Origin of the sequence: Methylocystis echinoides (assembly GCF_040687965.1) — a bacterium.
Classification (GTDB): domain Bacteria; phylum Pseudomonadota; class Alphaproteobacteria; order Rhizobiales; family Beijerinckiaceae; genus Methylocystis; species Methylocystis echinoides_A.
This window is the reverse complement of the sequence record NZ_CP156084.1, coordinates 3,505,637-3,517,951: the sequence shown is the minus strand read 5'-3', so window position 1 is coordinate 3,517,951 and position 12,315 is coordinate 3,505,637. Positions and strand designations below refer to the sequence as shown.

General features: G+C 64.9%; 17 protein-coding genes. 10 read left to right on the top strand and 7 right to left on the bottom strand.

What is annotated here, in order from left to right:
• Positions 1–32: 32 nt before the first annotated feature.
• The 3 genes from RVU70_RS17300 (at position 33) to RVU70_RS17290 (ending at position 924) form a co-directional block, all read left to right on the top strand.
• Positions 33–284, top strand: a complete 252-nt coding sequence (locus RVU70_RS17300; RefSeq protein ID WP_363348531.1) for an AbrB/MazE/SpoVT family DNA-binding domain-containing protein — start codon at positions 33–35, stop codon at positions 282–284.
• A gap of 20 nt (positions 285–304) precedes the next feature.
• Positions 305–433, top strand: a complete 129-nt coding sequence (locus RVU70_RS17295) for a hypothetical protein (RefSeq protein WP_363348529.1) — start codon at positions 305–307, stop codon at positions 431–433.
• Positions 434–507: 74 nt separating this feature from the next.
• On the top strand, positions 508–924 hold the full coding sequence (locus RVU70_RS17290) for a type II toxin-antitoxin system death-on-curing family toxin (protein ID WP_363348527.1): 417 nt from the start codon (positions 508–510) through the stop codon (positions 922–924).
• A gap of 12 nt (positions 925–936) precedes the next feature.
• Here RVU70_RS17290 and RVU70_RS17285 read toward each other — a convergent pair whose 3' ends face one another.
• From RVU70_RS17285 to RVU70_RS17270, 4 genes are all read right to left on the bottom strand, one after another.
• Positions 937–1,329: a lysozyme inhibitor LprI family protein gene (locus tag RVU70_RS17285; protein ID WP_363348524.1), complete on the bottom strand. Its 393-nt coding sequence runs from the start codon at positions 1,327–1,329 to the stop codon at positions 937–939.
• A gap of 50 nt (positions 1,330–1,379) precedes the next feature.
• Positions 1,380–2,024 (bottom strand): M15 family metallopeptidase, encoded by a 645-nt coding sequence (locus RVU70_RS17280; RefSeq protein ID WP_363348521.1) that lies wholly within the window; start codon positions 2,022–2,024, stop codon positions 1,380–1,382.
• A 77-nt stretch (positions 2,025–2,101) separates the two neighbouring features.
• On the bottom strand, positions 2,102–2,785 hold the full coding sequence (locus RVU70_RS17275) for an orotate phosphoribosyltransferase (RefSeq protein ID WP_363348519.1): 684 nt from the start codon (positions 2,783–2,785) through the stop codon (positions 2,102–2,104).
• A 45-nt stretch (positions 2,786–2,830) separates the two neighbouring features.
• Complete coding sequence (locus tag RVU70_RS17270) at positions 2,831–3,535, bottom strand: glutathione S-transferase N-terminal domain-containing protein (protein ID WP_363348517.1); 705 nt, start codon at positions 3,533–3,535, stop codon at positions 2,831–2,833.
• A gap of 80 nt (positions 3,536–3,615) precedes the next feature.
• Between RVU70_RS17270 and RVU70_RS17265 the strand changes: the two genes are divergently transcribed.
• The 5 genes from RVU70_RS17265 to RVU70_RS17245 all read left to right on the top strand — a co-directional run bounded on the left by RVU70_RS17265 (position 3,616) and on the right by RVU70_RS17245 (position 8,333).
• On the top strand, positions 3,616–4,560 hold the full coding sequence (locus RVU70_RS17265; RefSeq protein ID WP_363348515.1) for a hypothetical protein: 945 nt from the start codon (positions 3,616–3,618) through the stop codon (positions 4,558–4,560).
• Entirely contained in the window at positions 4,557–5,789 is a 1,233-nt protein-coding gene (locus RVU70_RS17260) for a GNAT family N-acetyltransferase (protein WP_363348513.1), read from the top strand. Before RVU70_RS17265 ends, RVU70_RS17260 begins: the two co-directional genes overlap by 4 nt.
• Positions 5,710–6,150, top strand: coding sequence for a DUF2165 domain-containing protein (locus RVU70_RS17255; protein WP_363348511.1), 441 nt, complete (start codon positions 5,710–5,712; stop codon positions 6,148–6,150). The genes RVU70_RS17260 and RVU70_RS17255 overlap by 80 nt, the downstream gene beginning before the upstream one ends.
• Before the next feature lie 36 nt (positions 6,151–6,186).
• Positions 6,187–7,071, top strand: a complete 885-nt coding sequence (locus tag RVU70_RS17250; RefSeq protein ID WP_363348509.1) for a patatin-like phospholipase family protein — start codon at positions 6,187–6,189, stop codon at positions 7,069–7,071.
• Positions 7,072–7,595: 524 nt separating this feature from the next.
• Positions 7,596–8,333, top strand: coding sequence for a class I SAM-dependent methyltransferase (locus RVU70_RS17245; RefSeq protein WP_363348507.1), 738 nt, complete (start codon positions 7,596–7,598; stop codon positions 8,331–8,333).
• A gap of 68 nt (positions 8,334–8,401) precedes the next feature.
• Here RVU70_RS17245 and RVU70_RS17240 read toward each other — a convergent pair whose 3' ends face one another.
• The 3 genes from RVU70_RS17240 to RVU70_RS17230 form a co-directional block, all read right to left on the bottom strand.
• Complete coding sequence (locus RVU70_RS17240; protein ID WP_363348505.1) at positions 8,402–8,566, bottom strand: hypothetical protein; 165 nt, start codon at positions 8,564–8,566, stop codon at positions 8,402–8,404.
• A 102-nt stretch (positions 8,567–8,668) separates the two neighbouring features.
• Positions 8,669–9,691, bottom strand: a complete 1,023-nt coding sequence (locus RVU70_RS17235) for a medium chain dehydrogenase/reductase family protein (RefSeq protein WP_363348504.1) — start codon at positions 9,689–9,691, stop codon at positions 8,669–8,671.
• 19 nt (positions 9,692–9,710) lie between these two features.
• Complete coding sequence (locus RVU70_RS17230; protein ID WP_363348502.1) at positions 9,711–10,529, bottom strand: lytic murein transglycosylase; 819 nt, start codon at positions 10,527–10,529, stop codon at positions 9,711–9,713.
• Between the two features lie 246 nt (positions 10,530–10,775).
• Between RVU70_RS17230 and RVU70_RS17225 the strand changes: the two genes are divergently transcribed.
• Entirely contained in the window at positions 10,776–11,075 is a 300-nt protein-coding gene (locus RVU70_RS17225; RefSeq protein WP_363348500.1) for a hypothetical protein, read from the top strand.
• Positions 11,076–11,196: 121 nt separating this feature from the next.
• Positions 11,197–11,691, top strand: a complete 495-nt coding sequence (locus tag RVU70_RS17220) for a hypothetical protein (RefSeq protein ID WP_363348498.1) — start codon at positions 11,197–11,199, stop codon at positions 11,689–11,691.
• Positions 11,692–12,315 lie beyond the last annotated feature (624 nt).

The following is a 12,315-nucleotide window of genomic DNA, read 5'->3' as shown; positions in this document are numbered from 1 at the left end:
CAACGTTTAGCGTTGAAACGGATGTAAGAACCATGAGCGACCCGGATCCGATCGAAGCCTATGGCGCGCTCAAGGTCATTCGCATCGGCAATTCGCTGGGCGTGGTGTTGCCGCGCGAAATCATCGCCGATCTCGGGGTCGAGAAAGGCGACCGCCTCTATCTTACGCGCTCGCCCGAGGGCTATCGCGTCACCAAGACGGACCCGGAATTCGAGCGCCGGGTAGCCCTCGCGAAGCGCATCATCAGCAAGAGGCACAATGCGCTGCGCGCGCTGTCGAAGTGATCGAGGAAGGGGAACCGCAAATGGGAAAGCTGGCCTGCCTTTTCCTGGCCATGGCGTTGTCCGCCTGCGCCAGCGCCGCCAACCCGGAGCCGGGCGCAGGAACGCTTCAACTGCGCGGCGGGGCGTCGGGGTTCCTGCCAAAGCAGTGAAAGGATGCGCGCGCCGCCTGTGACAGTCGCGCGATAGCCAACCACGAGACGGGGGCGCGCCGCCCATCGGAGCCATGAAGAAAAGGGAAGAGACAGGCTGGCGCTTTCTCGACCGGGCGATCGCGCTTGCGGTCCACGAGGCCGTTCTGGCCGAGCATGGCGGCGCGGTCGGCGTGATCAGCGAGGCGGCCCTGACGGCGGCGCTCCAGCGGCCAGTGGACCTCGCCCGCGCTGCGCCCGGCTGCGACGCGGCCCGCCTCGCCGCCGCCTGCGCCGCCGGCTTCATCCGCAGCCATCCCTTTGTTCAGGGCAAGAAGCGCGTCGCCCTGGCGGCGCTCGAGCTATTTCTGGCGGACAATGGCTATGAGCTCGCGGCGAGTGACGAAGAGTGCTTCATCGCCGTGGCGCAATTCGCCAACCGGGAGATCGACGAGGAGGCTTTCGCCGCCTGGGTGCGCGCCCATGTCCCGCAGCGTTCGGGCGGGCGTTAGCCCGGGAACTTTCTACTGATTGCCGCAGGACATGTCGCCTTCCTGGCAAGTGAGCTGGCGCTCGAGACGCTTGGTTTGCTCTTTCGTCATCTCGGTCCGGCATTGCGCGACCATCATGCCGTGGATCGAGCCGCCCTCGACGCCAAGCGTGTCGAAGTCGCACTGCAGGTCGCGATAAGTGAGCCAGGCGCGCTCGGCCTCGACGAGCTTGCTCTTGCCTTTGGCGCTGATCTTGGCGGCGAGCCGGCGGTACACGTCATTCAGCCGCGCGTCGGCCTTCTCGAAAATCTCACCCTCGCAGATATTCATATCCGTCTGCGTCGCGAGCGCGCTGCAGTCCTTCGCCGACGCGCCGGAGGCGCCGAGAAGGAGGCCGAGAACGATCGCCGTTTTGATCCGCCGCATGGCGCCCTTGCCCTGAGGTTGCATTCGCCAAAGAAACCGCGTCGCCGCCGTCAGTCGATCGGCGCGTCATAGCTCTCGGCGTTCTCGACGCCCTTGAATGTGAAGTGCCACCACTCACGGGGGTAATTGTCGAAACCATGCCGGCGCATGAGCGCGACGAGCGCGTCGCGATGCTTGCGGGCGTCGCGCGTCGTCTGGGATTTCGTCCAGGAGCGCGGGTCGAAGAAATCGAAAGGCGTGCCGAAGTTCCAGCCCTTCACGCCCAGATCGACGGCGAGTCCGGTCGAATGGGTGGACTGCGCCGCAATGTAGCCCTGCGGGAAGAGCTGGCTCTTGTCGAGGCGCGGATAATGCTCGGGCTTGGTCGCTTGATCGGCGTTGCGCGACCAGTCGACAAAGGCCGAAACCGCGCGCCTGGGGCGGTAGCAATCGTAAACCACGAGCGAAATGCCCCTGGCCTTCGCCTCCGCTTGCGCCGCGGCGAGCGCGTTCGCCGCGTCGGTCTTCAGCCAGCATTGCGGCGCGTCATAGCCGGGGACCCGATGGCCCGTGAAATTGTCGGAGCCCGCGTAGCGCATGTCCTGCAAAATATCGGGCGCGACGTCGGCGAGGCGCGAGAAACCCGGCGGCGGATCGGCGCGCGCCGGGGCGACGGCGAGGAGAAGCAGGGCGGCGGAGAAAAAGAATCTGCTCATTTCAAATGCCCCCACTTGATCGACGAAGGCCATGGTCCGCTCCCTCTCCCGCGCAGCGGGGGAGGGGCGCTCGCGCATCAGGCCTTCGGCTTGTCGGCCCCGCCATGCGCCGCCGACCAGGCGACCGGGTCGGAGATGAAGGCCTCGACTTCGTTCAGCGCCGCCTCAGGAAAGTAGCGATGCGCGCGGCCGACCGCGAGCACATCGCGCCAGGTCGCAAGAGAATGCAGGCTGACGCCGAGCTTTTCGAGGTCTTCCCGCGCGCCGGCGAAGATGTCGTAGAAGAAGAACACGAAGACATGGTCGCAGCGCTGGCCTGCGTCGCGCAGCGCCTGCACGAAATCCTTCTTGGAGCCGCCGTCGGTCGCGAGGTCTTCGACGAGCAGGGCGCGGCCGTTCTCGTGCAGGTCCCCTTCGATGCGCGCATTGCGGCCGAAGCCCTTGGGCTTCTTGCGCACATATTGCATCGGCAGCATCAGGCTGTCGGAAATCCAGGCGGCGAAGGGAATGCCCGCCGTCTCGCCGCCGGCCACGACGTCGAGCGATTCATAGCCGATGTCCCGCTCGATGGCGCGCGTCGCAAAGTCGACGAGCCGCCGGCGCAGGCGCGGGTAGCTGATGATCTTGCGCATGTCGATATAGACCGGCGACGCCCAGCCCGCCGTGGTGATGAAGGGCTTCTCGGTATTGACGAGCACCGCCTGCACCTCGATCAGCGCCTTGGCGGTTTCCTGCGCGGCGAATTGACGGTCGTTGGACATGAAGGCGGCATGGCTCCCTGTTGGCTATGTCGCCCGAGCCATACCCTATTTTTCGTCCGGGCGCGCGGCCGTCTGGCCGAACAGGATCTCCCGCTCGAGCGCGGTGAAATCCGGTCGGCGGCGCTCGTAGGGAGCGCCGGCGGCGTAAGCGCGGGCGACGGCGGGCCGCGCCTTGATCGATTCGAACCAGCGCTTGAGGCGCGGAAAGTCGTCGAGATCCTGACCCTGGTCCTCGTGCGGGACGATCCAGGGGTAGCAGGCGATGTCGGCGATGGAGTAGTCGCCGGCGACGTACGGCGATTTGGCCAGCTCGCGATCGAGCACGCCATAGAGGCGATTGGTCTCGTTGCGGTAACGATCGATGGCGTAGGGAATGCGGGCAGGGGCATATTTGCCGAAGTGGTGATTCTGGCCGGCCATGGGGCCAAGGCCGCCCACCTGCCAAAACAGCCATTGCAGCGCGCGCAGGCGTCCGCGCAACTCCTGCGGCAACAGCCGGCCCGTCTTCTCGGCGAGATAGAGGAGGATGGCCCCGGATTCGAACAGCGCCACCTCGGCGCCGCCGTCGGCGGGGGCGTGATCGACGATCGCCGGCATGCGGTTATTTGGAGAGATCGCGAGAAATTCCGGCTTGAACTGATCGCCCTTGCCGATATCGACGGGCCTGATCCGATAGGCCAGGCCCGTCTCCTCGAGGTAAATCGTGATCTTGTGGCCATTGGGCGTGGGCCAGTAATAGAGATCGATCATTGCAGGCTCCTTCGCCGTCCATCTTTTCTTTCCCATTCCGACTCTAGCTTGTCCATGGTTGGAGAAGTTGTAACGCGGCCATGAGACAGTCCTCCACAGAATGGCGTCCGGGACAGGCGCAGGACTTCGGGCGCAAGCCATTGGCGTTGAGGCATCGGCTCGCCGACAGCCCGCTGTTTTCCGACGCCGCGCTCGAGACCCTGATCGAGGCGACGCCGCGCGTCCGGTTTCACGTCAACACCATCGAGCGGGAGGAGACTGATTCGCGCAAATGGCGCGAGGGCGACATGGTCGGACTTTCCGGCCGCGACGTGATGGCCGCCGTCGCGCGCGGAAACATCTGGGTGCATCTCCAGTGCGTACAGGAGACGTCGGGAGCTTATAGAGACGCTCTCGACAGCCTCTTCGCCGACATCGAGCGCCATGTTCCCGGCTTTCACAGCTACAGGCGCTCGATGAGCGTCCTGATTTCCTCTCCGCGGATGAATGTCGCGCTGCATGCCGACGTTCCGGGCCAGAGTCTCTGGCAGGTGAGGGGCCGCAAGAGGGTCTGGGTATACCCGCCGCGCCCGCCCTTCCTGCCGCAGGACAGGATCGAAAACATCGTGCTTCAGCGTAGCAGCGACACTGATCTGCCTTACGATCCCTCATATGAGGCGGCCGCTGAGAGTTTCGAACTCGGGCCGGGGGACTGGACCACCTGGCCCCGCAACGCGCCGCATCGGGTCCAAAACGGCGATTGCCTGAACGTTTCCTTCACGACGGAACACTGGAGCGACGAATTGCGCGCCGGCTACGCGGTCGACTACGCCAACGGTCTGCTGCGGCCCCTCTTCGGCGGCCGGGATCTTTCGCGCGAGACCAAAGGCCCCGCTTACAAGGCGAAATTCGCGCTCGCCGCCGCGCACAAGGGCTGGCGGTGGCTCACGGGCGCCCATGGCGTGCGGTTGAAGATCGACTTCCGTGTCGATCCGACGGCCAAGCAGGGATTCGTCGACGTCGCGCCTTATGAAATCCTGAAATGATCGCGCTCTGCGTCGAATGCATCGACACATTCGAGGGGGTCGAGGCGCTTTCAAGAGAATGGTCGGAGCTCGAAAGCGCGACGCCGGAGGCGACAGGCTTTCAGAGCTTCGCCTGGTGCCGAACCTGGCTGCAGTTGGCGGGGGACAGGGTCGTTCCGCGCATTCTCTGTCTTCGGGAGGGGGGACGGCTGGTTCTGATTGCGCCCTTCCAGATTGAACGGCGCCTCGGCGTTTCCATCGCCTGCTGGGTCGGCGCGCCGCTGACCCAATATGGCGACGCGCTCGCGCGTCCCGGCGTGGAGCGGGCAGGCTGGCGCGACCTCGCGCTCGCGGAGATTGCGCGCTGGCGCGACGTCGATCTCGTTGCGCTGACGCGTCTGCGCGCCGACGGCGTGTTCTGCGCGGGCGACTCGGCCGGGGAGCCGCTGGCGGCGCCCTTCGCCGATCTGCGCGGCTGGACCCCCCGCCGGCAAAAAAGCGTCGAGCGGCGCGCACGGCTTCTCGAGACGAAGGGAACTGTCGCGCTCGTCGAGGCGCGGACGCCCGAACAGCGCGAGAGTCTCGCGCGCCACGCCCTGGCGCTCAAGCGCGCTTGGCTGCGCCGGAGGGGCGCCTATAGCATTGGACTGTCGCATCCCGTCTCAGAGGATTTTCTGGCGACCCTTGCCCGCGAGGGCTTCGTGCGCGTCAACGCGCTCATGGTCGGCGACGATGTGGCGGCGCTCGACGTCGGCTTTTTCGGGCAAGGCGCGTATCGCTCGATGCTGGGTTGTTTCGATGAGCGTTTCGCCGACGGCGCGCCGGGCCATGCGCTCACAGGGCGGCTTATCGCCCGATTGGCCGGCGAGGGGCTCGCCGCCTATGACATGCTGCCGCCGGCCGACGCCTATAAGCGGGCGTGGGCGTCGGGGGAGACCCGCATCGAGGCGCGCTTCATCGCGACAAGCCTGAAAGGCCGCCTCGCAGCCTTTGCGCTTGTGCGGTTGCGGCCGCTGGCCAAGCGGTTGGCGCATGCGCTCGGCCGTTTCGAAGCCGCGCATTCTCTTTCCAATGCATTCGCGTTAGGCTTTCCTCGGTTGCAAAAGAGGAACGCGCATTGTGATGGTGCGAATTGCGAAGATTGCGGTCGCCGCGGCGATGGGGCTCGTGATGCTCGTCGTCGCTCTGGGCAATGTGCTCGACTACGGCACGAATTTCGACGTGGTGCAGCACATTCTCTCGATGGATGAGGTTCCCGTAACTCCATTCAAATGGCGGGCCATCACGAGCCCGGCGCTACATCATGTTTTCTATCTCCTCATCATCGCGGTGGAGTTCGCCTCTGCAGCGCTATCGCTTTACGGGGCCTGGATCCTGTGGGGCGCGCGGACGAGGAGCGCGGGCGCCTTCAACGCGGCGAAAAGCCTGGCGATCGCCGGATTGGCGCTCGGCTTTCTGCTCTACTCCTTCGGCTTCATGGGCGTCGGCGGCGAGTGGTTCCAGATGTGGCGCGCCGGCGTCTATAACTTGCAGGAGCCAGCGTTCCGGTTCATCGGCATGCTCGGGCTTTCGCTGATCTTCGTCTCGCTTGTCGATATCGACCTCATCTAGCCGCGCGCTACCTTCCGCCGAGCGGGGGGCAGGAACATGAGCGCAGGGAAGACCGCCTTTGTCCTCGCCGGCGGCGGCAGCCTCGGCTCCATCCAGGTCGGCATGCTGCGGGCGTTGCTGGCGGCGGGCGTCTTTCCCGATTTTGTCGTCGGCTCCTCGGTCGGCGCGCTGAACGCCAGCTATTTCGCCGCCTATCCCCACGCCGAGGGCGTCGAGGCCCTGGCGGCGATCTGGCTCGGGCTGCGCCGCAGGGACGTCTTTCCGTTCAGCGCGATGACGGCTCTGGCGGTGCTGAGGGGGCAGGGCTTTCTCGTCGATCCTGCGCCGCTCAGGCGTCTCGTCGAAAGCACGCTTCCCTTTCAACGGCTGGAGGAGGCGCCTCTCCCGGTGCATCTCGTTGCGACCGATATGCAGGGCGTAGCAGTGCGCCTGTCGGACGGCTCCGTCACCGAAGCGATCATGGCGAGCGCGGCGGTGCCGGGGGTCTTTCCGCCTGTCGAAATCGGCGGCGTGTCGCTGATGGACGGCGCGATCGCCGCCAATACGCCGCTCAGCCTCGCCGCGGCGCTCGGCGCGCGACGGGTGATTATTCTGCCCACGGGCTACGCCTGCGATTTGCAGGGACCGCCGACGGGCGCCGTGGCGCGGGCGCTGCACGCGGTCACTTTGCTCATCGCCTGGCAGCTCATGCGCGATATCGAGCGGCTGCCTCGCGAGATCGAGCTGCGCATGGCGCCGGCGCTCTGCCCCCTCGACGTCTCGCCATATGATTTCTCGCAGGCGGAGAGCCTCATCGCGCGCGCCACGCGCGTGACGGGCAAATGGATCGACGAGGGCGGCTTGACCCGGCCGGCCTCGCCCGGCGAGCTCGCGCCCCATCATCACCTGCATGCGGGACATACGGCGGCGCGCGTCATGTGACGGGGCGAGGGATCGACAGGCCTGCCGAATGCGCGTCTAATATGGCGAAGCTGGAGGCTGTCGTGTCCCCATGGGCCTTGCGGGCGATCTGTGTTTTCGCTCTGGCGGTTGTGGCGCTGTCGTCGGAGGCGGCGGCCGCGCCGCGGCGACATGGGTGGCGCCCGCCGGGCGCCCCGCGTCTCGGACCGTGGATCGAGGCGGGTTGGGGCCGCGGCTGGTCGCACCCTCCCGCCCGCCGCGGCTGGGGCATGTCAGCGCCATGGCGTTACGATCCCGCGACGGGGTCTCCCGCGAGCACTGCCGCCTATCCGTGGGGTTATACGACTTCTTTTGTGAGAGTGGGACGTGAATGCGTCGCAGGTGAATTAAACGCCAGCGCCGGCGGCGAGATCATCCGATACGAAAGAGTCAGATCATCTCATTATTGCCGGCGCTGATTTCCAAATGATGATGAGCGCTGCAGAATTTGCCGCTTTCCCTCGATCCGACGATAATGAACGGAAGTTATTTCGAAGGCGCTGCATATGCACGATCAATACGAGCGCATCGCTCATGCGTATCGGGAGGCGCGGAAAGCGCCCATGTCGCTTTTTCTCGAGGCGCCGTCCGTTCTCAAAGCGATCGGGAACTTGGAAGGAAAGCGCGCGATCGACTTCGCCTGCGGCGAAGGGTTTTACACGCGAATGCTGAAAGGGCGTGGCGCGTCCGTCGTCGTCGGGATCGACCTGTCGCCGCAGATGATCGAGCTCGCCGAAGAAGAGGAGCGCCGCGCGCCTTTGGGCGTCAGCTATTTTGTCGCCGACGTTGCCGAAAAGCCCAAATTTGGAGCGTTCGACTTGGCGACGGCCATCTTTCTGTTCAACTACGCCGAAGATGTCGACGCTCTCGACAACATGGTCTCCGGCGTCTTTGAGAATCTCGCGCCGAACGGGCGGCTCTTGGCCGTCGTACCCAATCCAGCCTTCGTCAACGGCCGCAAAGACACCTTGCCATACGGCTATTTCGTCGAGGAGCTGGAGCGGGGAAGCTGCGGCGCGCGTTTTAAGATGACCTTTTACGGCGCGTCCGAATTCTCGATCGAATGCATGCAGTGGGATCGGCCGACCTATGAAGCGGCGCTCGCGCGCAACGGCTTTTCATCGATCGAGTGGATGCCGTTCGAGGTGACGCCCGAGGGTCTTTGCGCATTCGGGGAGGCGTTTTGGGACGCCGCTCTGACGAATCCGAAGAGCATCATTCTTTCCGCGATAAAGGCCTCCTAGACCGGGTTTGAAGGGAGGAAGGCGGGCAGGGCCCTCCCGGATTTAGCTTAGTCTAGATGTATGGCCCTTCAGTTCCCCGGTCCTTTCATCGAGGATATCTTTTCTGTCAGCTCGTCGAACTTCTCGATCTGAGCCAAGATCTCATCGTGAAGCTGCTTCAATATCTCAGCCGAATCGATCAGCTCCTGCACAGCTTCTTCCGATGACGTTGTTTTTTCGACTTCTTCAGACAAAACGAGCCTCTAATGCTTGGGGCTTAGTTCATGGAAGGAGTCAATAATCCAAATCGCGTGGACAAATTAAGGCGGGGCTTCAGACGTGAGCTTGGCTTATTGCTAGGGCGTCAGCAGCACCTTGCCGATATTCTTGCGGTCCTGCAGGTAATGGTGGGCGAGGGCCGCGTCGTCGAAGCTGAACGTCTTGTCGACCCTTGGCCTGATCGCGCCTTTTTCCCACAGGCTGCGTAATTCCTCCGCCCAGAGACGCAGGCGATCCGTCTCGCCCCACATGCGCCCGAGATTGACGCCGAAGACGCCCTTATTGGCGTTGATGAGCGTCATCGGCATGAACTGGAACAAAGGCGTCGCCAGAAGCGACTTCACGACATTGAACAGATCGCGCTCCTTGGCGTTGACGAAGGAGGAAACGCCGAACATCCCCAGCCGGCCGGTTGCGCCGAGCATGCGGAAACTCCGCTTGAAGGACGAGCCGGCGATTGGATCGAGAATGAGTTCGACGCCGCGCCCCCTGGTAATATCGCGAACGCATTTTTCGAGGTCGTCGCGTCGCGGGTCGATAAGGTGATCCGCGCCGTAATGCGCCAATTCGGCATGTTTCCATTGCGAGGCGACGCCGATGACGCGCGCGCCGAGATGTTTGGCGATCTGCGTCGCGGCGATTCCGACGCCCCCGCCAGCGGAATGCACCAGCATGGTCTCGCCGGACTTCAGTCCGCCCATGACGACGACCAATTGCCAGGCGGTGAGATAATTCACCGGCAAGGCGGCCCCTTCCTGCGCCGACATGTCGGACGGACGCAGGAAAACCTGGTTTTCAGGGACGCAAAGGAGGTCAGAATAGCCGCCAAAGCGCGTGGCCGCGAAAACGTCGCGGCCGATCCACGTCGGATCGACGCCGGCGCCGACGGCGTCGACGCGGCCGCCCACCTCATAGCCGACGACGGCGGGAAGGCCCGGGAGGTCGGGATAAATGCCGAGACGCGCGAGAACGTCCGCAAAATTCACGCCGCTCGCCTCGACGCGGATGCGCAGCTCGCCGGGTTGCGGCGTCGGATCCGGCGCTTCCTTAACCTGGAGGACTTCCGGCCGCCCGGCCCTGGTGATCCAGACCTGTCGCATCTCGTAGCCTCCTGACGCGCTACTGCCCTTCGGCGAGCTTGCTTGCGAAATAGGCGAGAGTCCTCGCGTAGACCCGCGCCTGGTTCCATTCGAGAAACACCGGAAAATTCGGCTCTCCTTCGGCCCAGCCCGCGCCCGCCCGCCAGCCTTTTCCCTTCAAGAAATTCGCCGTCGACGCCAATGCGTCGGCGGAGGAGCGCACCAGATCGCGGCGGCCGTCGCCGTCGAAATCCACGGCATAGGCCAGATAGGACGACGGCATGAATTGCGTCTGGCCGATCTCGCCGGCCCAGTCGCCGCGCATTTGAGCGGGCGTCATGTCGCCGCGCTCGACGATGCGCAGCGCATCGGTCAATTCCTCGGTAAAGTGCGCGGCCCGCCGGCAGTCATAAGCGAGCGTCGCCAGAGCCTGCATGGTCTTGAAGCGGCCATTGTCCGCGCCAAAGCCCGTCTCGAGCCCCCAGATCGAGACCAGCACCGGACCGGGCACGCCATAGCGCGCCTCGATCTGGCGCAGCAGGCCGGCATGCCGGCGCAGGAGATCGCGCCCCTGGCTCAAGCGCCTCGGCGTAACCAGCCGGGCCGCGAACGTTTCGAAATTGAGGCGGAAGACCTTCTGGCTTCGGTCGCGGGAAATGACCCCGCGGTCATAGGCGACGTCGCTGAGCGCCGCATCGATCGTGCGCGGCGAGAGGCCGTCCGCCGTGGCTGCGCGCCGGAACGCCGCGAGCCAATCCGAAAAGCCCTCGCCAGTGGAGCCGCAATCCGCCGCCCGCGCCGGCGCGGCCCACGCCATGCCGAGCGCCAGCGCCAGCGAAATCCGATAAGTGTGGAACATCGCCTCCTCGCAAAGGTCGCGTCGCAAGCATTGCATGAACGCGCCCAGCATAGAGCGCTTTTCAGCGAAGTGGATATGCACCCGCGGGCGGGGTGAATCCCCGGTCGCACCGCACTCTCCGCGTGCAGTCTCAACCGTTCCTTAACCCTGAAGAGGTTAACCATGTAACGAGAATGCCCTGGATCGCGCAGTCGACCTGCGTCGGCGAGCGCGGGCAGGGCGACATTTCAGACCGAGTTTTTCGACATGCAGGCCCTGCGCAATCTGAACGCCGCTTACGATATGGCCCTGCGCGTCGGACGCGGCGCGGCGCGAGATTATGTGGCGCGGCGCCGCGACGTCGCGCCGGAGCGGCAGGAGGAATTCCTCGGCTGCTTCATCGTCGGCCTGGAGGACACGCTCGCCGGCATGATTCCAAGCGAAAATGGCGCTTTCGCCGACATCCTCGACGCCGCCATCGAAGCCTTCGTCGCCGAAGCCGACCGCTGGCCTGCGCCGGCCGCCGACCCCGAGCGACTGTTCGACTTCGAAAATCTCGTCGCTTGAGCGAAGGCCGGCCGCGACGACGCGCCACACCTTCGCGACACTGCCGACACACACGCGCCAATGCTAACGTCTAGCCTTCCTGACAATGGGGCGGGCGTTGCAAAAGAGGAGCGCGTGAAAAATGCTTCGTAAATTTGCTTTGATCGGCGCATTGGCCGCCGTCGCGGCCCTGCCGTCGGAGGCTCTTGCGTGGGGCCGCGGCGGCGGCTGGGGCGGCGGATTCGCACATGGAGGCGGCTTCGGCCACGGCGGGTGGGGCGGCGGCGGATGGGGCGGTCACGGCGGTTGGGGAGGCCACGGCGGTTGGGGCGGCGGCTGGGGAGGTCACGGCGGTTGGGGCGGTCGTGGCGGCTGGGGCGGTCACGGCGGATGGGCTGGGTGGGGCCGACGCGGCTGGGGCGGCGGCTGGGGCCGGCCGTATTGGGGAGGTCCCCGTTACGGCGGCTACGGCTGGGGATATCGGCGCGCCTTCTACACGCCCGTCGGCTACTACTGGGGCGGCTACAATGGTTGTTACCGCCTGCGTCCGGTTTGGACCGGGTGGGGCTGGACGCAAAGCTGGGTGAACGTCTGCGCCTATCCCGGATCGGGCTACGGCTACGGCTGGGGCTGGTAGCCTCGAGCCCCGAAAATGACGCGCCCCGGCCGTTGGTCGGGGCGTTGCAAGGCGGCCTCTGTAAGGACCGCGGGTCAGTTCGATCGCTTCAGTTCGGTTTCACGCGGCTGTGGTAGAGGACGCCGGCGCCAAAACCAATTCCAAAGTATAGGAGAACAACGAGTTCCAAGCGAGACTCCCGCCGAGGCTTGCAGCGGGGAAGAATCTCGCAGGGATTCGCTACTCTTCCCTTAACCCCACCAACTCGGCTTGCCTCTGCGACGGCGGGAGATGTTTTCCCGATACGCATAGCCGGCGCCAAACCCGATGGCCAGAGAAGTCGCCAGCAGGATGATTGTCTCCATTATCGATTCCCCTTCACAGGGCTCCGGTTGTTGTTCGACGCACGAGCCCAATGCCCATGGTCTCGCTGAATGTCTCGTTGGTAGCGCTACGCTCTGGGGCCGAATGTGCGGCCCGGCACACGGACACTTGTCACGCGCGAGAACCACTCGCTTCGAACGGCGGCGGTTATGCTCTCTGGCTAGTCCTATGCCATTTTGGATATAGAGGAAAGAGGTTAGAGCGCTGCGCTTGGCGCCAGCAGAAGGAAAGAGCGGTTCGAGGCGCGGTTCGAGGCGCGGC

Coding starts and splice junctions, on each gene's coding strand:
- RVU70_RS17230 (WP_363348502.1), bottom strand. CDS start 10,529: ATGTTCCACACTTATCGGATTTCGCTGGCGCTGGCGCTCGGCATGGCG.
- RVU70_RS17295 (WP_363348529.1), top strand. CDS start 305: ATGGGAAAGCTGGCCTGCCTTTTCCTGGCCATGGCGTTGTCCGCCTGC.
- RVU70_RS17250 (WP_363348509.1), top strand. CDS start 6,187: ATGAGCGCAGGGAAGACCGCCTTTGTCCTCGCCGGCGGCGGCAGCCTC.
- RVU70_RS17285 (WP_363348524.1), bottom strand. CDS start 1,329: ATGCGGCGGATCAAAACGGCGATCGTTCTCGGCCTCCTTCTCGGCGCC.
- RVU70_RS17280 (WP_363348521.1), bottom strand. CDS start 2,024: ATGAGCAGATTCTTTTTCTCCGCCGCCCTGCTTCTCCTCGCCGTCGCC.
- RVU70_RS17235 (WP_363348504.1), bottom strand. CDS start 9,691: ATGCGACAGGTCTGGATCACCAGGGCCGGGCGGCCGGAAGTCCTCCAG.
- RVU70_RS17270 (WP_363348517.1), bottom strand. CDS start 3,535: ATGATCGATCTCTATTACTGGCCCACGCCCAATGGCCACAAGATCACG.
- RVU70_RS17290 (WP_363348527.1), top strand. CDS start 508: ATGAAGAAAAGGGAAGAGACAGGCTGGCGCTTTCTCGACCGGGCGATC.
- RVU70_RS17300 (WP_363348531.1), top strand. CDS start 33: ATGAGCGACCCGGATCCGATCGAAGCCTATGGCGCGCTCAAGGTCATT.
- RVU70_RS17255 (WP_363348511.1), top strand. CDS start 5,710: ATGCTCGTCGTCGCTCTGGGCAATGTGCTCGACTACGGCACGAATTTC.
- RVU70_RS17275 (WP_363348519.1), bottom strand. CDS start 2,785: ATGTCCAACGACCGTCAATTCGCCGCGCAGGAAACCGCCAAGGCGCTG.
- RVU70_RS17245 (WP_363348507.1), top strand. CDS start 7,596: ATGCACGATCAATACGAGCGCATCGCTCATGCGTATCGGGAGGCGCGG.
- RVU70_RS17260 (WP_363348513.1), top strand. CDS start 4,557: ATGATCGCGCTCTGCGTCGAATGCATCGACACATTCGAGGGGGTCGAG.
- RVU70_RS17225 (WP_363348500.1), top strand. CDS start 10,776: ATGCAGGCCCTGCGCAATCTGAACGCCGCTTACGATATGGCCCTGCGC.
- RVU70_RS17220 (WP_363348498.1), top strand. CDS start 11,197: ATGCTTCGTAAATTTGCTTTGATCGGCGCATTGGCCGCCGTCGCGGCC.
- RVU70_RS17265 (WP_363348515.1), top strand. CDS start 3,616: ATGAGACAGTCCTCCACAGAATGGCGTCCGGGACAGGCGCAGGACTTC.